The sequence below is a fragment of the Nonomuraea sp. NPDC049480 genome, assembly GCF_044465905.1.
In the GTDB taxonomy this organism is placed as follows: Bacteria; Actinomycetota; Actinomycetes; order Streptosporangiales; family Streptosporangiaceae; genus Nonomuraea.
Map to the genome: position 1 here is coordinate 469,672 of NZ_JBITMD010000004.1, position 20,041 is coordinate 489,712.

General features: G+C 70.3%; 15 protein-coding genes. 8 read left to right on the forward strand and 7 right to left on the reverse strand.

All coding sequences use genetic code 11. The annotated features are described in order from the left end of the window. Positions 1–63: 63 nt before the first annotated feature. Positions 64–648, forward strand: a complete 585-nt coding sequence (locus tag ACIBX3_RS15350; protein ID WP_397117144.1) for a TetR/AcrR family transcriptional regulator — start codon at positions 64–66, stop codon at positions 646–648. A gap of 73 nt (positions 649–721) precedes the next feature. On the opposite strand, the gene ACIBX3_RS15355 is transcribed toward ACIBX3_RS15350, so the two are convergent. Continuing rightward, a complete protein-coding gene (locus ACIBX3_RS15355; RefSeq protein WP_397117146.1) occupies positions 722–1,723 on the reverse strand; it encodes a polysaccharide lyase family 1 protein in 1,002 nt (333 codons plus the stop codon). 267 nt (positions 1,724–1,990) lie between these two features. Here ACIBX3_RS15355 and ACIBX3_RS15360 point away from each other — a divergent pair, with 267 nt between their 5' ends. Next, on the forward strand, positions 1,991–4,435 hold the full coding sequence (locus tag ACIBX3_RS15360) for a glycoside hydrolase family 3 N-terminal domain-containing protein (protein ID WP_397117148.1): 2,445 nt from the start codon (positions 1,991–1,993) through the stop codon (positions 4,433–4,435). A gap of 523 nt (positions 4,436–4,958) precedes the next feature. Here ACIBX3_RS15360 and ACIBX3_RS15365 read toward each other — a convergent pair. Together ACIBX3_RS15365 and ACIBX3_RS15370 are read right to left on the reverse strand one after the other, a co-directional pair. Beyond that, a complete protein-coding gene (locus ACIBX3_RS15365; protein WP_397117150.1) occupies positions 4,959–5,480 on the reverse strand; it encodes a snapalysin family zinc-dependent metalloprotease in 522 nt (173 codons plus the stop codon). 101 nt (positions 5,481–5,581) lie between these two features. Further along, on the reverse strand, positions 5,582–6,775 hold the full coding sequence (locus tag ACIBX3_RS15370) for a hypothetical protein (protein ID WP_397117152.1): 1,194 nt from the start codon (positions 6,773–6,775) through the stop codon (positions 5,582–5,584). A 190-nt stretch (positions 6,776–6,965) separates the two neighbouring features. Here ACIBX3_RS15370 and ACIBX3_RS15375 point away from each other — a divergent pair, with 190 nt between their 5' ends. The 3 genes from ACIBX3_RS15375 to ACIBX3_RS15385 all read left to right on the forward strand — a co-directional run bounded on the left by ACIBX3_RS15375 (position 6,966) and on the right by ACIBX3_RS15385 (position 10,514). Next, complete coding sequence (locus ACIBX3_RS15375; protein ID WP_397117154.1) at positions 6,966–7,442, forward strand: GbsR/MarR family transcriptional regulator; 477 nt, start codon at positions 6,966–6,968, stop codon at positions 7,440–7,442. After that, positions 7,439–8,581: an alpha/beta fold hydrolase gene (locus ACIBX3_RS15380; RefSeq protein WP_397117156.1), complete on the forward strand. Its 1,143-nt coding sequence runs from the start codon at positions 7,439–7,441 to the stop codon at positions 8,579–8,581. Before ACIBX3_RS15375 ends, ACIBX3_RS15380 begins: the two co-directional genes overlap by 4 nt. Positions 8,582–8,651: 70 nt before the next feature. Next, a complete protein-coding gene (locus ACIBX3_RS15385; protein WP_397117158.1) occupies positions 8,652–10,514 on the forward strand; it encodes an ABC transporter ATP-binding protein in 1,863 nt (620 codons plus the stop codon). 183 nt (positions 10,515–10,697) lie between these two features. Here ACIBX3_RS15385 and ACIBX3_RS15390 read toward each other — a convergent pair whose 3' ends face one another. Continuing rightward, positions 10,698–11,882: an MFS transporter gene (locus ACIBX3_RS15390; RefSeq protein ID WP_397117160.1), complete on the reverse strand. Its 1,185-nt coding sequence runs from the start codon at positions 11,880–11,882 to the stop codon at positions 10,698–10,700. A 722-nt stretch (positions 11,883–12,604) separates the two neighbouring features. On the opposite strand from ACIBX3_RS15390, the gene ACIBX3_RS15395 reads away from it, so the two are divergent. Beyond that, complete coding sequence (locus tag ACIBX3_RS15395; protein WP_397117162.1) at positions 12,605–13,072, forward strand: hypothetical protein; 468 nt, start codon at positions 12,605–12,607, stop codon at positions 13,070–13,072. Positions 13,073–13,075: 3 nt separating this feature from the next. Here ACIBX3_RS15395 and ACIBX3_RS15400 read toward each other — a convergent pair whose 3' ends face one another. The 3 genes from ACIBX3_RS15400 to ACIBX3_RS15410 are packed head-to-tail and all read right to left on the reverse strand — an operon-like array spanning position 13,076 to position 16,255. Continuing rightward, positions 13,076–13,966 (reverse strand): carbohydrate ABC transporter permease, encoded by an 891-nt coding sequence (locus ACIBX3_RS15400; RefSeq protein WP_397117164.1) that lies wholly within the window; start codon positions 13,964–13,966, stop codon positions 13,076–13,078. 1 nt (position 13,967) lies between these two features. Continuing rightward, entirely contained in the window at positions 13,968–14,894 is a 927-nt protein-coding gene (locus tag ACIBX3_RS15405; protein ID WP_397117166.1) for a carbohydrate ABC transporter permease, read from the reverse strand. Then, positions 14,891–16,255, reverse strand: coding sequence for an extracellular solute-binding protein (locus tag ACIBX3_RS15410; protein ID WP_397117168.1), 1,365 nt, complete (start codon positions 16,253–16,255; stop codon positions 14,891–14,893). Before ACIBX3_RS15410 ends, ACIBX3_RS15405 begins: the two co-directional genes overlap by 4 nt. Positions 16,256–16,602: 347 nt before the next feature. Between ACIBX3_RS15410 and ACIBX3_RS15415 the strand changes: the two genes are divergently transcribed. Continuing rightward, positions 16,603–19,011, forward strand: coding sequence for a glycoside hydrolase family 3 N-terminal domain-containing protein (locus ACIBX3_RS15415; protein ID WP_397117170.1), 2,409 nt, complete (start codon positions 16,603–16,605; stop codon positions 19,009–19,011). Next, positions 18,995–20,029 carry a LacI family DNA-binding transcriptional regulator gene (locus ACIBX3_RS15420; protein WP_397117172.1) on the forward strand — a complete coding sequence of 345 codons (1,035 nt, stop codon included), beginning with the start codon at positions 18,995–18,997 and terminating at the stop codon, positions 20,027–20,029. The genes ACIBX3_RS15415 and ACIBX3_RS15420 overlap by 17 nt, the downstream gene beginning before the upstream one ends. Positions 20,030–20,041 lie beyond the last annotated feature (12 nt).

A 20,041-nucleotide genomic window follows, 5' to 3' on the forward strand; every position in this document is an offset into this window, starting at 1 on the left:
CTTTCGGTACGTAACTAGGCTTATGAAGTTACGTACCGCGAGTATGTAAGTCAATGGAGAACGATGATCCGCCGTACTCAGGCAGAACGCACGGACGAGACGACGGCGGCGCTGGTGCGTGCCGCGCAGGAGCTGTTCGGCGGCAAAGGCTACGCGGGGACCTCGATCGACGCGATCGCCGCGGCGGCGGGCGTGACGAAGGGTGCCGCCTATCACCATTTCGGGGGGAAGGCGCTGCTGTTCCGGGCGGCGTTCGAGGCTGAGCTGGCGAAGGCCTCCGCCAAGCTGGAGCGCGTGGCCACAGAGGAGGGCGACCCGTGGGCGGCGTTGCGCCGGGGCGCCCGCACGTTCCTGGAGCACTGCCTCGATCCGGGATTCCGGCAGATCGTGATGCTGGACGCGCCGTCTGTGCTGGGCTGGGAGACCACGCGCGCGATCGAGCACCGTTGCCTGCTGCGCATCCTGCTCGCCGGGTTCACGCTGGCGGCCGAAGGGGAGGACTCCGCGGCCGTACCCGCCCGCGCGCAGCTCGTTTTCGGGGCGATGTGCGAGGGCGGCATGCTGCTGGCCCGCTCCCCGGACCCGTCCGCCGACCTGCCCCGCCTCGCCGCCGAGGCCGACCGCCTGCTGGAGTCCCTCCGCTCGTGACACGCTCGATCACGGGCGGCCGGCGTCCCGCCCGGCGGGCGGGACGGGCCGCTCGTGGTCAGGGGCGGGCGTGTTACCGCCGCGCCACCGTGGGGGTGATCTTGCCGACACCCGCGCCCGCGCGGACGGCCGATGGGACGCCCTGCGGCGGGTCGACCGTGTAGCCGTAGTAGGTGCGCGGCTCGACGACGGTCCCGTTGGTCTCCGGGGTGCCGGAGTTCACGAAGACGTTGTTGCGCTGCACCGCCCTGCCCGGGCCGCTGTCGCCGTAGCCGCTGGATGAGTAGAGCGGGTGCGGCACGTTCTCGAAGTAGTTGCCCTCGACGACGGCGCCGGCGTTCATCGTGGAGGCCACGCCGTACAGCTCGTTGCCCAGGTAGTAGTTGTTGTAGATGTGCACCGGCTCGCCGAACCTGATACGTGGGTGGCGCTGGCGGCTGTGGTCGAAGAAGTTGTGGTGGATGGTCGCCTTGAGGTGGCCGACGTCCGTTCCGGCGGCGCCGTCGGAGTGGCTGATCAGCATGGACTTGTCGGAGTGGTCGAAGTGGTTCCACGAGACCGTGACGTAGTCCGCGCCCCGCACGATGTCCACCGAGCCGTCCACCGCGCCGGAGAACGTGTTGTGGTCGATCCAGATGTGGTGCGAGTTCTGACCGATGTTGACGGCGTCGTCCTCGGCGTCGGTGAAGCGGAGGTTGCGCACGATCACGTTGTACGACCGGTAGAAGTCCAGGCCGCCGCCGGTGATGTGCCCGGACGTGCCGACACCGACGATGGTCTTGTTGGGACGCACCCCCTGCTTGCTCGTGATCGAGATCGTGCCCGACACCTGGATGATCAGGGGTTCGAGGCTGTCGATGTATTCCAGGAACTGATCGGCGTTGGTGGCGGTGACCGTCCGGCCGCCGGCGCCGCCGGTGGTGCCGTTCTGGCCGAGGGCATTGACGGCGGCGAACCCGGTGGGGCCGTCCGCCGCCGCGGCCGCCGCGGATCCGGCCGGGGTGGCGCCGATCGAGGGAAGGGCGAGGACGGCCGCCGCCGCGACGAGGACGGCGCGTAACGAGGTAAGGGGCATGGTTGCTCTCCGCTTGGCAGGTACCTCCAGAGGGGGTGGAAAGCGCTTTCCGATCCGTATTATCCGTACTGCTTCACAGGCGGTAAAGCGACGCTGAAAGTTTCATCGAGACGGGCGCGTGAAAGTTTCACCGTCGCCTGGCTTGTTTTGGCTGGTGCGGACGTGCGGTGCGGGAAGGGGCGGGAATTCGGCGGAGGGCTGGCCTAGAGTCGTGGGTGGGAGCGCTCCCAATGCTTCCTTCGACGTCCCTGACCAGGAGCGGCGGCCATGAGAGACATGGGCATGAAGTGGGTGACGCGGGCGGTCGTGATCCTGCTGACCGTCGCCGTGCTGAACACCCCGGGAATGACGAGCACGGCGGCGGCCGCGTTCCCCTACCAGGACCCGACCCTGCCCGTGCCGACCAGGGTGGCCGACCTGATGTCGCGGATGTCGCCGGACGAGAAACTGGGTCAGATGACGCAGGCGGAGCGAGGGTCGGTCAGCACTGCCGACATCACGGCGTACCGGCTCGGCTCGGTGCTGTCCGGCGGCGGCTCCGCCCCGTCCCCGAACACGGCCACGTCCTGGGCCGACATGTACGACCGGTTCCAGAACGCGGCGCTCGGTACCCCGCTGGGCATCCCCATCCTGTACGGCGTGGACGCCGTGCACGGCCACAACAACGTCGTCGGCGCCACGATCTTCCCGCACAACATCGGCCTGGGCGCGACCAGGGATCCGGCGCTGGTCCAGCGGATCGGCCGGGCCGTGGCCGAGGAGGTCTCCGGCACCGGCGTGGACTGGAACTTCGCGCCCTGCCTGTGCGTGGCCCGCAACGACCGATGGGGCCGCACGTACGAGTCGTTCGGCGAGACCCCCGAGCTGCCCTCCGCGATGGCCACGATCGTGACCGGCTTCCAGGGCACGGCGCTGAACGGACCGGCCTCCGTGCTGGCCACCGCCAAGCACTACGTCGGCGACGGCGGCACCACGGGCGGCGTCGACCAGGGCGACACCCAGCTGTCCGAGGCCGACCTCCGGGCGATCCACCTGCCGCCGTTCCGCGCGGCGGTGGAGCGCGGCGCCGGCTCGGTGATGATCTCGTTCAGCAGCTGGAACGGCACCAGGCTGCACGGACACCAGTACCTCATCACCACCGTGCTCAAGGGCGAGCTGGGCTTCTCCGGCCTCGTGGTCTCCGACTGGAACGGCATCGACCAGATCGACGGCGCTCCCGGGACCTCCGCGCTCGACGTGCGCACCGCCGTGAACGCCGGCATCGACATGGCCATGGTGCCGACCGCCTGGCGGCAGTTCATCGACCTGCTGCGGGCGGAGGTGCAGGCGGGCCGGGTGACGAACGCCCGGGTCGACGACGCGGTCCGGCGCATCCTGACGAAGAAGTTCGAGCTGGGGCTGTTCGAGAAGCCCCTGACGGATCGGTCGTACACCGCGACCGTGGGCAGCTCGGCGCACCGCGCCGTGGCCCGCGAGGCGGTGGCCAAGTCCCAGGTCGTGCTGAAGAACAGCGGGAACGTCCTGCCCCTCGCCCCGGGCGGCAAGATCTTCGTGGCGGGCAAGAGCGCGGACGACATCGGCCTCCAGAGCGGCGGCTGGACGATCTCCTGGCAGGGATCGCCAGGCGCCATCACGCCCGGCACCACGATCTTGCAGGGCATCAGGAACGCCGCCGGCTCCGGCACGACCGTCACCTACAGCCGCGACGGCAGCGGCGTCGACGGCTCGTACCGGGTGGCGATCGCCGTGGTCGGCGAGACGCCGTACGCCGAGAGAGAGGGCGACCGCCCCGGCGGCCTGGGCCTGGACACCACGGACCTGAACACCATCGCGACCCTGCGCGCCGCCGGGGTGCCGGTCGTGGTCGTGCTGGTGTCGGGACGGCCCCTCGACGTCGCCGCGCAGCTGCCCGGCTGGAACGCGCTGGTGGCCGCCTGGCTGCCCGGCACCGAGGGGCAGGGCGTGGCCGACGTGCTGTTCGGGACCGTGCCGCCCACCGGCAAGCTGCCCATGACCTGGATGAGCGGCGCCTCCCAGCAGCCGATCAACGAAGGGGACGGGAAGACCCCGCTGTTCCCGTACGGGTTCGGGCTGGCGTACGAGGAGCCGGATGACGACACCAGCCCGCCCACCGCGCCCGGCACGCCCGCCGCGTCCGGGGTCACCTCCTCGTCGGTGAGCCTGTCGTGGGCCGCCTCGTCCGACGACGTGGGCGTGACCGGTTACGACGTGGTGCGCGTTCAGGGCTCCTCCGAGACCACGGTCGCGACCTCGGCGACCGCCTCGGCCGGCGTCACGGGGCTCGCCGCGAACACGTCGTACACGTTCGCCGTCTACGCCAGGGACGCGGCCGGCAACCGGTCGGCGCGCTCCGCCACCGTGACCGTGACCACGCGCCCGGACGGCGGGACGGGCGGCTGCTCGGTCACCGCGACGGTGCAGAGCCAGTGGAGCACCGGGTACGTCGTCCAGCTGACCGTCAGCAACACCGGCACGACGGCCGTCAACGGCTGGACCGTCACCTTCACCCTGCCGTCCGGCCATCAGCTGACCGGCTCGTGGAACGCGTCCCTGACGGTGAGCGGCCAGAGCGTCGTCGCCCGCAACGTCGGGCACAACGGGACGCTGGGGCCGGGCGCCGGCACCTCCTTCGGCTTCCAGGCCGGCCGCCCGAACGGCGACACCCGCCTCCCGTCCGACTACAGCTGTTGACCCCATCCGGCACGTCGCCGTCACGGTCGCCTGGGCTTGTCACGGTCGCCTCGCCGTCACGGTCGCCTCGCCGTCACGGTCGCCTCGCCGTCGCGGTCGCCTCGTTGTCACGAGCGCCTCGGCCCGCCCGGCGAGCTGTCACGGGCTTTGGCCGCCTGACTGCTCAGTTGGCCCGCCGCGCCCGGGGGAGGAGCCCGGTCCGGGTGCGCGAACCCCGTGGGAGGCGTGCGACGGCGGCACTGTGGGTGCGTGCCGTCGGTGGGAAGCGCGTGCGCTGGACGGCTCAGCAGCGCGGTGCCGGCGGTGGGCGAGTGATGTGAAGAGGCCGTGCGCCTGGGTGCGCCGCGTGCCGTCCCTCCACCGCTCGGCGGCGCGGGTCGTGGGTTGAGGGTGGCACATGTGGCGGTGGGTCTTGCAGGTGTGGTGGCCTGCGGCATCCCGCCCTTCCTGGTGGAAGCGCGCGGGTGCCGGGTGGACGGCGGCGTGCCTTCCGGGGGGCGCGCCGCCGTCCGGTGGGCCGGCGTCAGCGGTCCTCGTGGAGCCGGCCGAACTCGACCAGCGGCGTGCCGCCGGCGAAGTTGCGGTCCACCTCGGCCCGTTCGGCCGCGTTCGGGTTCGCGTTCGTGCATGAAACCGGCGCGCTCGACCCGGACATCAGGTCCGAGCATCGGCCGGTACGGCGGTCCGGCAGGCCCAGGATGTGGCCGATCTCGTGGGTGGCGATGCGCAGCCGGTCGTAGCCCTGGGAGGTGGCCTGCCGGCCCATCCAGATCGTGCCGCGCCCGAGACTGGTGGGCAGGGCGCGCGGCCAGCCGTTGTCGGCCACCACGACGAAATGGGCGGGCGAGCCCTGAACGAGCCGGACGTTGGAGACGCTCGAATTCCAGATCTGCGCCGCCTGGTTCACCGTGGACTGGAACTCGGCGGCCCGGCTCGCGTCGTACCTGAGCACCGTGACCAGCGACGCGGCCTGGGCGGGTGCGGTGACCAGGAGTAAGGCGAGGCCGAGGACGAGGGACAGCAGGAGACGAAGGGGTCTTGCCATGAGGCGTCCTCCGACGATGGTGGGGGGTGGCTGTCACGGTATGCGCACCCCCGCGCCGGGGGATGTGTCAGATTGCCCCTATCGCCGTGATATGCCCCGGCTCAGCAGATGCTCTGAGTGCTGTTGACCAGGGTGTTGTTCCTGAACGTGGTGTTCACCCCGCACGGGCTCTCCCTGATGGCGGAGTTGGTCACGCGCAGGTTCTGGATGATGATGTCGGAGGTGTTGGGGAACTCCGAGCGGGCGGCGATCCGGATGTCGCCGGGACCGGTGACGCTGCCGCTCTGGGCGGCGATGTTCACGTTGTGGCAGTTCTCGATCAGGATGGCGTTGTTGCCGGTCTGCGCGATGTCCACCCGGTCGATGACGGCGCCGCCGCTCTCCGACACGCAGAAGACGCCGCGCCCGCCGCCACGGGCGATGACCTGGCCGACGCGGATGTTGGCGGGGTAGCCGCCGCCGATCCGGCCGTTCCTGTTCGCCATGCGGAAGGCCGCGTAGCCGGTGCCGGTGCCCGCGCCCTGCGCGTCCACCGTGTTCACGGTGGCGTTGATGGTGTCGTTCAGCAGCAGCCCGGAGTGGCCGGTGTTGCGGGCCACGACCGTGCCGACCGTGAGGCCGTCCACGCCGTACGTCTCCACGCCGTGCGTGCTCGTGCCCGAGACGTAGACGTTGTCGATCCTGACGTTCCTGGTGCGTACGCTGCGGTCGCCGTGGTTGTCGATGCGGATGCCAAGGCCGCCGGACAGGCGCATGTCGATCTGGCCGAGCGTGATGTTGACGCCGTTGCGCACGAAGATGCCGTACAACGGGGCGCCGGTGACGTTCAGGTGCTGGACCTCGACGTCCGTCACGCCCCTGGCGTACACGACGGCCTGGTCGCCCGACCCCGAGCCGGTCACGTTGACGGTGCCGCAGACGTCCAGCACCGTGTAGCTCGGCAGGGACAGCCGGGATCCGGCGCTGATCGTGCCCGAGCCGCGGACGACGACCCGCTGCTTGGCGGTGCGGCCGGCGGTGAGGCTGCTCACCGCGCTCTGCATGGCCGACAGCATGCTGGTGCCGGTGTAGACCGTCCTGCTGCCGTTGCGGGCGGTCCAGGTGCTGCCGCTGAGCACGGCTTCCGCGTTCGCTGTTCCGTCGCCGCAGGCCAGTGCGGCTTTCGCCGTGGAGGTGGCGGCGGACATCGCGGTGGCGGGTGCGGACATCGCGGTCGCGGCGAGGGCGAGTGCGGACAGTCCGGCGGCCAGGCCGATTCGTCGCCTGGCGATGGGTGTTGCCTTGCGGGTTTCCATACCTCGCTCCTGTGGTCGTGGCTGAATCGATTCATTGATCGCCGAGCATGTGACCTGTGCAAATGGAAGGCTTCAGGAGGGCTTGGAGGGGCTGTGCGGACGGAGTATTGCAACGTTCAAATCATCCCGTCAAACCTCTGTGAAACTTACAGAGGCCAGAACGGTTCGGTCTCGACTAAACTGACTGGTGATGGACGAACGAAGCAGCATGGACGAGCAGTTGCTGGCCTGGGTGGAGCGCGTGGCGGCGTTCTTCGCCAGGAACAACGGGCTGCCGCTGATCACAGGACGGGCGCTGGGCTGGCTGATGGTCTGCGACCCGCCGGAGCAGACCGCCGCCCAGATCGCGGCGGCGATCGGCGCCAGCAAGGCGTCGCTGAGCACGGCGGTGCGGGTGCTGGAGGCGAGCGGGTTCGTGCGCGCCGTGACCAGGCCCGCGGAGCGCGGCGTCCACCTGCGGGTCGTGGACGACGTCTGGGAGCGGGTGGCGCGGCGCAAGCTGGAGGCGCTGGGGCAGTTCAGCGAGATCACCGCCGAAGGGCTGGAGATCCTGGGCGACGACCCGGTGCGGGCCGAGCGGGTGCGTGATGCCCACCGGCTCTTCTCCTGGCTGGAGCGCGAGATCCCGCCGCTGTTCCAGCGTTATGAGGAGGAGGACTTGTCATGACCGGGGAGCGCAATCCGTACGAGGGCGGGCAGGCGCCCATCAGGATCGGGAAGGTGCGGCGGGCAGGCTTCGCCGAGCGGGAGTTCGACACAGGCCGGGAGCGGGACGGCGGCCCGGAGCGGAACAACCCGGAGCGGAACAACCCGGAGCGGAACAACCCGGAGCGGAACAACCCGGAGCGGAACAACCCGGAGCGGAACAACACGGTGCGGATCAACTATGTGATCGGTCCGCGCAACGGTCCGCCGCTGGTGCTGGTGCCCGCGCAGACGGGCACGTGGCAGAGCTACCAGCGGGTCCTGCCCGCGCTCGCGGGCCGGTTCCACGTGTACGCGGTCGACGTGCGCGGGCACGGCAAGTCCACCTGGACCCCGGGGGACTACTCGTGGCGGACTCTCGGCGAGGACATGCGTGCGTTCCTGCGTGATGTGGTGGGGCGGCCGGCGATCGTGGCGGGCAACTCCTCGGGCGGGCTCGTGGCGCTGTGGTGCGCGGCCAACGCGCCCGATCTCGTGGCCGCGGCCGTACTGGAGGACGCCCCCGTGTTCTCGGCCGAGATGCCCCGGTTCCGGGACCGCGATCGCTACGTCTACCGGGGCTTGCGGCATGCGGTGGAGGTGCTGGGGGACCTGCGAGGCCGGGACCTGGCCGACTACCTGAGGGGCGTCACCAAGCCGGAGCGCGACGGGTCCGAGCGCAAGGTGCCTGAATGGGTCCTGCGCCACCTCTCCCGGCGGATCGCGAAATTTCAGGACAAACGTCCTGGGGAGCCCGTCGACCTCCGGTTCCTGCCGCTGGCCGCCCGGGTCATGTTCATGTCGCTGTCGATGTTCGACCCGGACTTCGCGCGCGCGTTCGTCGACGGGCGCATGTACGCCGGCCTCGACCACGCCGAGGCGCTCTCCCGCGTACGCTGCCCGCTGCTGGTCCTGCACGCCGACTGGTTCCGCGACCCCCGCCACGGCCTGGTGGGCGCCATGGACGACCAGGACGCCGCCCGCGTCATGGACCTGGTCCCGCACGCCCGCTACCTGCGGGTCCGCGCCAACCACGTGATCCATTTCTTTGAGCCCGCACGCTACGTGCGGGCGCTCGGCGAGTTCGCGGACACGATCGAGACCCTTTCCGCGGCGAGCTAACTCCGTTCCCTCCCGCTACGGCGCGCCCGCGCGGTGAGAAACTGTCGGTGGCCGCGGGCACGCTCACGGTATGCCCGATGAGCCGCTCGAACTCGGCGAAATCGCCCTGCCCGACTGGTACGCCCACAACGACAAGATGGCCGAGGTCGGCTTCCTGACCATCGCCCGGCGCCTGCCCTCGCTCATCTCCCAGGCGATGCGCATGGCCTGGGAGGCCAGTCCCCGCGACACCGCGGCCACGATCTCGCTCAACCTGCTCGGCGGGGTGTTCACCGCGTTCGGGCTGCTGGCCACCACCGGTGTGCTCACCGCGCTCTTCAGCGAGGGCCCGACTCCCGACCGCGTGATGGCCGCGCTGCCCAGCCTGGCCCTGGTCGGCGTGGCCGCGGTGATCCGCACGATGCTGCAGGCCGGCGCCGGCTGGGCCGAGGCGCGGCTCACCCCGCAGATCGAGCGGGCGTCCGAGGAGCGCCTCTACGGCCTGACCAGCCGGGTGGAGCTGGTCTCCTACGACGACCCCGAATTCCACGACGCCCTGGAACGCGCCAAGGGCCGGGGCGTGGCCACGGCCGACATGGTGGTGTCGGCGGCCGTCGACGTGGTGACGGCCGTCGTCGGCATCGCCGCGGCCGCCGGCGTGCTGGGCATCCTGCACCCGGTGCTGCTCCCGCTCCTGCTGCTGGCGGTGCTGCCCGACGCGTGGGCCGCGGTGCGCAGCGCCCGCATGCGTTACTCGACGATGTACGGCCTCATCCCCGCCCGCCGCCGCAAGTGGATCATCAGTGAGCTGCTCGCCGACCGCGAGCCCGCCGCCGAGGTGCGCTCGTTCACCATGCGCCGCTTCCTGCTGCGCATGTACGACGCGGTGGCCAGGGCCGAGCAGGACGTCATGCTCAGGCTGGTCAAGCGCCAGACGATCACCAGGCTCGCCGGCGAGGCCCTGGGCGGCGTCGGCACCGCCCTCGTCTATCTGGCGCTGGGCGTCCTGCTGGCGGTCGGCGCGATCCCGCTGGCCGTGGCCGGCACCGCGGTCCTGGCCATCAGGTCGGGGCAGGGCTCGCTCAGCAGCCTCATGTTCGCCACCAACCGCCTCTACGAGCAGGGGCTCTACTTCACCGACTTCCTGGAGTTCTGCGCCGACGCCGAGCGCCGCCTGGTCGCTCCCCGCCCGGCCGCCGCGCCCGAGGGCTTCGAACGCATCGCCGCCGAGAGCGTGACGTTCACCTACCCCGGCGCCGACGAGCCCGCCCTGCGTGACGTGTCCATCGAGATCAAACACGGCGACGTGATCGCCTTCGTCGGCGAGAACGGCTCCGGCAAGACCACCCTCGCCAAGATCCTCTCCGGGCTGTACGAACCGGACGCCGGCGCGGTCCTGTGGGACGACACCGACCTCAAGCAGGTCAACCCGGAGGAGCTGCGCCGGCGTACGGCGGTGATCGCCCAGGACCACACCCGCTGGCCGCTGACCGCCCGCTACAACATCACCATGGGCACCGACAAAGGCGAGCCCGCCCTCCACTCAGCCGCCGCCGTGGCCGGCGCCGACGAGGTCATCGCCGACCTGCCGCACGGGTACCGCACTCTGCTGGACCGCCGCTTCAAGGACGGCCACGAGCTGTCCGGCGGCCAGTGGCAGCGCATCGCCGTGGCCCGCGGCTTCCACCGCGACGCCGACCTGCTCATCTGCGACGAGCCCACCGCCGCACTCGACGCCCGCGCCGAGCACGCCCTCTTCGAACGCATCCGCAGCCATTCGGACGGCCGCACCGTACTGCTCATCACCCACCGCCTGGCCAGCGTCCGCTACGCCGACCGCATCTATGTCCTCGACCACGGCAAGGTCGTCGAGCAGGGCGACCATGAGACGCTGATGTCCGTCAACGGGCTCTACGCCGACCTCTACACACTCCAGGCGAGCGCGTACCGATAGCCGGTTCGGCTGCAGGATCCGCGATTCCGCTTCGGGCGATCATGAGCACTGGTGGCGCTCAGTAATTCGGGAGTGTTCCTCGCACGTGGCCCCGCCGTCGTCCGCACTCGTGCTTCCTCGCCTCAGGTCGCAGTGATTATCCGCGCGGCGGTTACGGTTCGAACATGTCGGGGCCGGCTCACCTCAGTCGGACGGGAAGGGGCGGCGGATCGGGGTGAGGAGGCCGGACAATGAGACCAGGACACAGCCCGCTCCGGCGATGACCGCCACGGTGGCGACGCCCAGTTGGGAGGCGCCGAGGGTGAGGAGGGCGGCGCCGGCGGGGCCCAGTGCGTAGTGGATGGTCCAGAAGGCGGCGGTGACCCTGCCCAGGAGGTGGCTGGGGGTGACCTCTTGGCGGAAGGACTGGGAGCAGATTCCCGCGACAGCCGTACCGAACACGAACAGCGCCATGAGGACGGCCATCGAAGGCACGCCGGTGGCCAGCCCGATACAGCCCATCGCCAGGCCGGATAACGTGGTGGCGGTCACCCAGGTGTAACCGAATCCGATCGCCTTGCGGATGCGGGCGATCAGCGGGGCGCCCAGGATCGTGCCGACGGCCGCGCAGGCCAGGACCAGGCCGATGGCGTCGTCGTTCTGGGCGAGGTCGTGCTTGAGGTGGTAGATGACGATGTCGTCCACCCCTGCGGTCAGGAAGATGAAAAAGGTCAGCAGGATCGTCAGCGAACGCAGCACCGGCTGCCGCCACAGGAACCTGGCCCCTTCGAGCAGGCCGCCTCGGTCTTCTGGCGCTGTGGCGGGGCGTAGCCGGATCAGCAGGATGCCGAGCGCGGACACCACGAAGGTCACGGCGTCGATGCCGATCGCGACCACCGGGCCGTACGCCTTGGAGATCACCCCGACCAGTGCGGGACCACCGATGCTGCCCGCGGCGTAGATGGCGTACAGACGGCCGTTGGCCTGGGTGATTTGACCGGGTTCGACCAGGCTGGGCACAACGGTGACGTAGGTGACCTGGAACAACATGCCGAGGGCGGCGCCCAGGGGGACGATCACGTACAGCAGCCAGATCTGCGGGCCGGAGATCCAGACGATCGGGATGGCGCCGTAGAGCGCGGCGCGGGTGAGGTCGCAGCCGATGAGCAGGCGGCGACGGTCCAGGCGATCGGCGAGGTATCCGGCGAGCACCCCTGCCACGAGTGATGCGGCACCGGACAGACCGGTGAGGACGCCCATCTGCACGACGGAGCCGGTCGCGTGCAGGATCAGCAGCGGGATGGCGAGCGTCGAGAACGAGTCGCCGGCCACCGACAGGGCCTGCACGGACAGGAAGATATTGAAGTCACGGTTGCGAAAGAGGGTCATTCGGCTGCTGATCCTCTCGCATCCCAGCACTGGCCTCAACGGGATTTCCCGCGGTGGCGGGGAGGTTACGGTCACCAGGGGCCCGTGCGTGGCTCCTGCCCGGCCGGCCCGTTTACGATCAGCAGAAGCCCCGGTCCACGACGATCAACTGGAGGCCGCGGTGCCGGACGGCGTTTCGCGGTCGAAAGCGTTGGCGTTCCTCGGCATCCTTGCCCTCGCGGGGGCCGCGATGGTGGCGATCGTGGCTTTCCGCGTCCCCGAGGACGAGCGGTTCGTCCACGCGGCCCGGGAGATCGAAGCGTTCGCCCTCACGCTGAGGGAGGGCGACCGGCTCGGCCCCCGCACCATCGGGGGGATGGCGTTCGAGGAGGTCAGCCGTCGACCACACCTTCGAGCGCTTGCACGGCGCCTTCTACTCCTGGAAGGGGACGCACTGACGCCCGCGCCAGTCCACGGTACGGGCGCGGGCGCGGACGTCCGCCATGAGCAGATCGGGCACCGTGGCCAACGTCCGGCGCTCGGCGCGGCGGGGTCCGGGCCTGCCGGCCTCTGCTTTCGTCTTTGGACGAAAGTATCGGGTTCATCGACCTTCGGCGCTTTCCTCGCGGGCGAGCGCGCGGTGAGGTGGGGGAGTGCCTTTGGTCTCACGGACCTCGCGATCAGTGTCGATCTTGTTTGCTGCTACGGTCAGGCTCGGCCAGACCCCGAGAGAGGAAGCCCGCATGGCGGAAGAGAAGGGACACGAGGCTGACAAGCCGGATTTCATCGGCATGATCGAGGAGCTTCTCTCCTTCTGGATGTTCGGCTCGGTCGGCTCCACCTCCGAGCACAACCTTCGTTACCACCCGGCCAAGCTTGTCATCTGGACGCTCGTGGCGATCGCCGTGGCGGCCGCCGTCTCCTGGGTCAAGCTCGCCCTGTTCGGCGAGCCCAGGGCAGGGTGGGCCACCACGTTGCTCCCGCTGCTGCTGCCGCTGACCGGTGCCGTGGCGCACAGGCCGCCCCGCTACGTCGCCGCCCTGGCGTGGGGCCTGGCGGCCGGCGTGGTCACGGCGCTCCTGATCGGCATCGACATGGGGACCACGCTCAGCTCGTTCTGGGCCGGGTTCGCGGGGGTGTGCGCCGGCTTCCTGGTGTGCTCGGTGGTGTTCGCCGCGGTCACCTGGCCGCGTCCGGAGCCTCCTGAGTGATCGTCACTTGCTGAACCCGGCGGTCAGGCCGGCCAGCAGCTGGCGGCGGCCCACCACGTACAGGGCCAGGATGGGGACCGTGGTGAGGACGACGGAGGCGAGCACCGCCGGCACGTTGACGCTGTACTGGCCCTGGAAGGTCCACAGCGCCAGCGGCAGCGTGCGCTGCTCGGGGCTCTGCGTGAGGATCAGCGGCAGCAGGAAGCCGTTCCAGATCGACAGCGCGTTGTAGATGGTGACCGTCACCACGGCCGGCCTGGTCAGGGGGACCGCCAGGTGCCAGAGCGTGCCGAGCTCGCTGGCGCCGTCCAGCCGCATCGACTCGAACAGCTCCTTGGGCACGTCCCTGATGAAGTTCACCAGGATCAGCACCGACAGCGGGATCGCGAACGCGATGGACGGCAGGATCATCGCCATCGGCGTGTCGTAGAGGCCGAGCTTGATGATGATCAGATAGATGGGGATGATCGTGGCCTGGTGCGGGATGGCCAGGCCCATGAGGATCAGCGAGTTCGTCCCGCGCAGGAACCGCCCCCTGCCGTTGCGGACGATCGCGTAGGCCGCCATGAACGACACCACGACGGCGGGCACGACGGCGCCGACCGTGACGACGACGCTGTTGATGAAATAACGGATGAAGTCCGACTCGATGACCAGCTGGTAGTTGGCCAGCGTGGGCTCGGACGGCGGCATGAAGGGGTTCTCGGCGTAGTAGTCGCTCTGGGCTTTGAAGCTGGTGATGACGATCCAGTAGATCGGCACGATCACGATCGCCAGCCAGAGCCAGGAGACCGCGCCGGCGACCCAGTTGGGACGGCGGGTCACTCCTTTGGAGCGGGGAGCGGCGTGCTTCACAGGCGCCTGTGGGGAGTCCTTCGCGAGGGTCGTCGCCATGTCAGGCCCCTTCCAGCTGGCTGTGGCTCGAGTTCCGGCCGCCGAGTCGGCGCAGCAGCAGCGCCAGCGCCAGGCCCACCAGGACGAGGATGACGGCGATCGCGCTGGCCGGGCCCATCAGGTTGGCCTGGAAGCCACTCTTGTACATCGCCAGCGCCAGCACCCGGGTGGCGTCGCCGGGGCCGCCCGCGGTGAGCACGAAGATCAGGTCGAAGAAGACCAGCGAGCCCACCACGATGAGGGTCGACGACGTGATGATCGTGTACTTGAGCTGGGGCAGGGTGATGCTGAAGAACATGCGGATCCGGCCGGCGCCGTCGATCTCGGCGGCCTCGTACATCGAGCGCGGGATCTGGCGCACGCCGCCCTGGTAGATCAGCGAGTGGAACGGGATGAACTGCCACGACACCACGAAGATCACGACGCCGAGGGCGAGGACCGGTTCGCCGAGCCAGTCCTGTACGAGGATCGGGATCCCCAGCCCGGCGCCGAGCCCGAAGTTCGGATCGAGCAGCGCCTTGTACGTGATCGCGATGGCGGCCGAGCTGAGCAGCAGAGGGATGAAGTACACCACCGCGAGCGCCGCGCGGTAGCGCTGGAAGCCGGCCAGGAACGTGCCGAGCAGGATGCTCGCCGGCGTCTGCACCGCCCACGACAACGCGATGATCAGGAACGTCACCCAGAGCGCGTGCGGCAGGCCGGGATCGGTGAGCACGGCGCGCCAGCTGTCGAAGCCGGACGGGCGGATCTCACCGAGCCCGTCCCACGACGTGAAGCTGAGCGCGAAGACGCCGATGAGCGGGATGACGCCGAAGGCGATGAAGAGCAGCAGGGCCGGCACGGCCAGCCAGGCCAGACCGCGCCCCTGGCCGCCGGGAACGGCGGCCGGGGACGCGATTCCCCTGGCGGGGATCGGGGGAACAGTCACTTGCCGATGACCTCGTTGAGGCTCGTGGCGAACTGCTGCGGCGTGATCGACATCTGGAACAGCTTGGCGATGTTGTCCAGCAGGACCTCGGCCGCGGTCGGGCTGAGCGCCTGGTCCCAGGACTGCTGGAAGGACTTGGCGTTGCTGGCGGTGTCGTAGACGAACTTCTGCCACGGCGCGTCCGCACCGGAGCCGAACGTCGAGTCGATGCCCTTGACGATCGGCACCTGGGTGATGCCGACCCAGTCCTTGGCCTGCGCGTCGGAGTTCATCTCGGAGAGGAAGAACTTCTTGGCGATCTCCTTCTCCTCCGCCGTCGCCTTGGCGGAGATCGACATGTACTGGGCCGGGTTGCCCACGGTGTTGCCGGGGTCGCCCTTGCCGCCGGACACCGGCGGGAAGTTCATGTAGCCGAGGTTGCCGCCGGTGACGAAGTCGCCGCCGTCCTCCTTCATCGACCCGTACGTCCAGCCGCCGTGCAGCATCATCGCGGCCTTGCCGGTGTAGAGCAGCGCCTGGTCGGCGTTGGAGTCGGCGGTGATCGACGAGAAGCCCTTGACGAAGCCGTTCGCCTTGATGAGCTCCTGCATCTTGGTCAGGCCGTCGATGGCGGCCGGGTTGTTCCAGGCGTCCTTCTCCCCGTCGTAGATGGCCTGGAAGACCTCGGGGCCGCCGATGCGGTCGAAGAGGAACTCGAGCCACATCATGTTCGTCCAGCGCGACTGCCCGCCGAGGGAGAACGGCGCGATGCCGGCGGCGTTGAACTTCTTGACCAGGTCCATGATGTCGCCCCACTCCTGCGGGGGCTGGGCGCCGACCTTCTCGAAGAGCTTCTTGTTGTAGTAGAAGACGATCGGCGTCACGGCCTCTACCGGCACCGCGTAGATCTTGCCGTCGACCGTGGCCGCGTTGAACGAGGACGGGAACAGCCGGTCCTTGTAGGCCGCGTTCTGGTCGAACCACGAGGTGAGGTCGTCGACCTGGCCCGCCTGCACATAGCTGCGCAGACCGCCGCCGCCCCAGCCCCAGATGATGGTGGGGGCCTCGCCCGCGCCGATCGCCGTCTTGATCTTGGTCTTGAAGGCGTCGTTCTGGAAGGTCGTCGTCGCGAGCTGGGCGGTCGGGTTGGCCTTGTTGAAGCGCTGGACGGCGGCGGTGCGCACGCCTTCGTTCGGCTGCCCGGTGAGATACCAGTAGGTGGCCTTGCCGGCGCCGCCGCCCGTGCCGCCGGTGGCTCCGGTGCCGCCACCGGCGCCGGTCTGCGTCGGCCCGGAGCCGCCGCAGGCGGCCAAGGCGGCTCCCAGGGGAAGGCCCATGGAGAGGCTGAGGAAGGTACGGCGAGAGGTTGTCCTGGGCTCCACGCTGATCTCCGTAATTGAAACGCCGGGGGGTTGGCCGCGCGGCTCATTGATCGTCGGACGTGGTGGCGGGCGGCGTTGGGGGGCCGGCGCCTGCGCTTCTCCTTAGAGTGAGCTTGTCGAAACATTTGCGACATGCCGCGTGGCACGTCAATCTAGGTTTCGACCATGTGCCTGTCAAGACCGTGATGCCCGAGAATCTCCCTACCCGAGCAGGGCGTGTGTAAAGTACTCTGGCTCGGCGTTCAGCTGGTCCTCTGGTCTCGAGGAGGTCACGCCCGCGGGTCGCTCGCGACGTCGAAACATTTCGAAAATCTCACGGCGGGAAATCGTCTTTAGGGAGCATGCACATGACGGCTGTAGATCGGACGCCCGCGGTGGACGGCGTTCTCCGTCCGTGGCAGGATCCGGCGCTCCCCGCGGCCGACCGCGTCGACGCCCTCCTTGAGGAGATGACCCTTGCGGAGAAGGTCGGCCAGCTCGGGAGCCGGTGGATCGGCAACGACATGCGGGACGAGGTGCCGTCGGAGGACGAGGCGGCGCTGAACGTGGCGCCGATGCAGGACGTGTTCGCCGCCTCCGGGACGGTCCCCTTCGACGAGGCGATCCGCCACGGCCTCGGCCACCTGACCCGCGTGCACGGCAGTGCTCCCGTGACCGCGCAGGAGGGCGCCGCCGAGGTGGTCAGGCTGCAGCGGCAGATCATGGAGCAGTCCAGGTTCGGGATCCCGGCCATCGTCCACGAGGAGTGCCTGACCGGGTTCACGACGTACGGGGCGACGGTCTACCCCGCGGCCATCGCGTGGGCGGCGACGTTCGACCCGGGCCTGGTGGAGCGGATGGGGGCCGCGATCGGGCGGGACATGCGGGCCGTGGGCGTCCACCAGGGGTTGTCGCCGGTCATGGACGTGGTGCGCGACTACCGGTGGGGACGGGTCGAGGAGACGATGGGCGAGGACCCGTACCTCGTCTCGATGCTCGGCGCCGCCTACGTGCGCGGCCTGGAGAGCGCGGGGATCATCGCCACGCTCAAGCACTTCGCCGGCTACTCGGCCTCGCGGGCGGCCCGCAACCACGGCCCGGTCCCCATGGGGCGGCGCGAGCTGATGGACATGATCCTGCCGCCGTTCGAGACGGCCATCGCCATCGGCGGGGCGCGGTCGGTGATGAACTCCTACTCCGACGTGGACGGTGTGCCGGCCGGAGCGGACCCCTGGCTGCTGACCGAGGTGCTGCGCGAGGAATGGGGCTTCACCGGGACCGTCGTGTCGGACTACTGGTCGGTCCCGTTCCTGGCGACCATGCACAAGATCGCCGCCGACACCGGCGAGGCCGGCGTGCGGGCGCTGGACGCCGGCATCGACGTCGAGCTGCCCGACACGCTCGGCTTCGGCCAGCACCTGGTCGAGCGGGTGCGCAGGGGCGAGATCCCCGAATCGCTGATCGACCGCGCGGCCCGCCGCCTGCTCACCCAGAAGATCGAGCTGGGGCTGCTCGACCCCGGCTGGTCGCCCGAGAAGTCGGTGGCCGGGGCCGCCGCCGTGGACCTCGACTCGCCTGGCAACCGGGCACTGGCGCGCGAACTGGCCGAGCGGTCGATCGTGCTGCTCGACGCCGGGGAGGCCCTCCCGCTGCGTCCGGGGCTGCGGCGAGTGGCGGTCGTCGGGCCGTGCGCCGACGAGCCGCGGACGTTCATGGGCTGCTACTCCTACCCCAACCACGTGCTCACCCGCCATCCTGGCCTCGGGCTCGGCGTCGAGGCGCCCAGCCTTCTCGACGCCCTGCGTGCCGAACTGCCGGACGCCGAACTCGTTTACGAGCGCGGCTGTGACGTGCGGGGCGACGACCGCTCGGGATTCGCCGCCGCGGCGGCCGCGGCGCGTGGGGCGGACCTTTGCGTGGTGGCCGTGGGCGACCTCGCCGGGATGTTCGGCCACGGGACGTCGGGGGAGGGCTGCGACGCCGACGACCTGCGGCTGCCCGGGGTGCAGGAGGACCTGCTGGCCGAGCTCGCCGCCACCGGCACGCCGGTCGTCGTGGTCGTCGTGTCCGGCCGCCCGTACGCCCTGGGCGACGTGCACGGCGGCGCCGCCGCGCTGGTGCAGGCGTTCATGCCCGGGGAAGAGGGCGGCGCGGCCCTCGCCGGCGTGCTGTCCGGCCGGGTCCAGCCTTCGGGCAAGCTGCCGGTGCAGATCCCGCGCGGGCACGGCGGCCAGCCGGGCACCTACCTGCAGCCGCCGCTGGGCGCCGACAGCCACGGCATCAGCAACCTCGACCCGACGCCGCTGTTCCCCTTCGGCTACGGCGCCTCCTACACCACCTTCGAGGTCGGCGACCTGCGCGTCAGCGACGCCGAGGTGCGCACGGACGGCGAGTTCAGGGTGACCGTGCGAGTGCGCAACACCGGCGGGCGGGCCGGCGAGGAGGTCGTCCAGCTCTACCTGCACGACGTCGTCGCCCAGGTCACCCGGCCGGTCAGGCAGCTGGCCGGATTCGGCAGGGTCCGGCTGGAGCCCGGGGCGGCCGCGGACGTGACCTTCCGCGTGCACGCGGACCGCACGGCCTTCACCGGACGCGATCTGAGGCGCATCGTGGAGCCCGGGGACATCGAGGTGCTCGTCGGCACGTCGGCCGCCGACCTGCCGTGCCAGGGCACGGTGCGCCTGACGGGACCGGTGCGGGCCGTCGGCCACGACCGGCGCCTGGTGACCCCGCTATCGGTTGTGGAGCAGGAGGGAATCGATGCCGGTCAGTCCTAGACGTGCCACACTGGCCACCGTCGCGGCCTCGGCCGGCGTGTCGGTGGCGACCGTGTCGAAGGTGCTCAACGGCCGCAGCGACGTCGCGCCGGCCACCCGCTCCCTGGTGGAGTCGCTGCTGCGGCAGCACGAATACGTCGCCCCGGCGCCGCGCCGGGGTGAGGCCGCCGGGATCGACACGGTCGAGGTGCAGTTCGACAGCGACTTCAACGCCTACTGCACGGAGATCATCCAGGGCGTGGTGGAGGCCGGGGCCGAGGCCGGCGTCGGCGTCGTCGTCAGCGTCAGGAAGAAGATCGACCACGCCGCGGAGTGGGCCCGCGACCTGGTGGCCGCCGGGCGCCGGGCGTTGATCGCCGTCACCTGCGATCAGCTGACCGGCAGGCAGCTGACCGCTCTGGCCCGCGTCGAGCTGCCGCTGGTCGTGATCGACCCGCTCAACCTGCCGCACGCCCGCGTCACCAGCATCGGGTCGACCAACTTCGCCGGCGGGCTGGCCGCGACCCAGCACCTGCTGTCCCTCGGGCACCGGCGCATCGCCTACATCGGCGGCCCCGCCACCGCGGCCTGCAACCAGGCCCGGCTGCACGGCTACCGCGCCGCCATGGAGGCCGAAGGGGCGCCCGTGCTGCCCGGCTACACCCGCACCGGGCACTTCCGCTACCAGGACGGCCTGGAGCACGGCGCGTCCGTGCTCGCCCTGCCGGAACCGCCGACGGCGATCTTCGTGGGCTGCGACGAGTCGGCGCTGGGCGTCATGGAGGCGGCCAGGGCGCGAGGCCTGCGCATCCCCGAGGACCTGAGCATCGTGGGCTTCGACGACACCCAGATCGCCCGGATGGCCTCGCCGCCGCTGACCACCGTACGCCAGCCGCTGCGTGAGATGGGCGGCGTCGCCCTGCGTACGGCGCTGCGCCTGGCTGCCGGGGAGAAGATCGACTCCCACCACGTCGAGCTGGCGACCGAGCTGGTCGTCCGCGGTTCCACGGCGGACGTGACCTGCTCGGAGCATGCCTGAGAGACGTCCGCG

Excerpts from the sequence above, each read along its gene's own strand:
- ACIBX3_RS15365 (WP_397117150.1), bottom strand. The coding sequence starts at position 5,480 with ATGGCAAGACCCCTTCGTCTCCTGCTGTCCCTCGTCCTCGGCCTCGCC.
- ACIBX3_RS15400 (WP_397117164.1), bottom strand. The coding sequence starts at position 13,966 with ATGGCGACGACCCTCGCGAAGGACTCCCCACAGGCGCCTGTGAAGCAC.
- ACIBX3_RS15370 (WP_397117152.1), bottom strand. The coding sequence starts at position 6,775 with ATGGAAACCCGCAAGGCAACACCCATCGCCAGGCGACGAATCGGCCTG.
- ACIBX3_RS15360 (WP_397117148.1), top strand. The coding sequence starts at position 1,991 with ATGAGAGACATGGGCATGAAGTGGGTGACGCGGGCGGTCGTGATCCTG.
- ACIBX3_RS15395 (WP_397117162.1), top strand. The coding sequence starts at position 12,605 with ATGGCGGAAGAGAAGGGACACGAGGCTGACAAGCCGGATTTCATCGGC.
- ACIBX3_RS15415 (WP_397117170.1), top strand. The coding sequence starts at position 16,603 with ATGACGGCTGTAGATCGGACGCCCGCGGTGGACGGCGTTCTCCGTCCG.
- ACIBX3_RS15380 (WP_397117156.1), top strand. The coding sequence starts at position 7,439 with ATGACCGGGGAGCGCAATCCGTACGAGGGCGGGCAGGCGCCCATCAGG.
- ACIBX3_RS15350 (WP_397117144.1), top strand. The coding sequence starts at position 64 with ATGATCCGCCGTACTCAGGCAGAACGCACGGACGAGACGACGGCGGCG.
- ACIBX3_RS15420 (WP_397117172.1), top strand. The coding sequence starts at position 18,995 with ATGCCGGTCAGTCCTAGACGTGCCACACTGGCCACCGTCGCGGCCTCG.
- ACIBX3_RS15385 (WP_397117158.1), top strand. The coding sequence starts at position 8,652 with ATGCCCGATGAGCCGCTCGAACTCGGCGAAATCGCCCTGCCCGACTGG.
- ACIBX3_RS15390 (WP_397117160.1), bottom strand. The coding sequence starts at position 11,882 with ATGACCCTCTTTCGCAACCGTGACTTCAATATCTTCCTGTCCGTGCAG.
- ACIBX3_RS15375 (WP_397117154.1), top strand. The coding sequence starts at position 6,966 with ATGGACGAACGAAGCAGCATGGACGAGCAGTTGCTGGCCTGGGTGGAG.
- ACIBX3_RS15355 (WP_397117146.1), bottom strand. The coding sequence starts at position 1,723 with ATGCCCCTTACCTCGTTACGCGCCGTCCTCGTCGCGGCGGCGGCCGTC.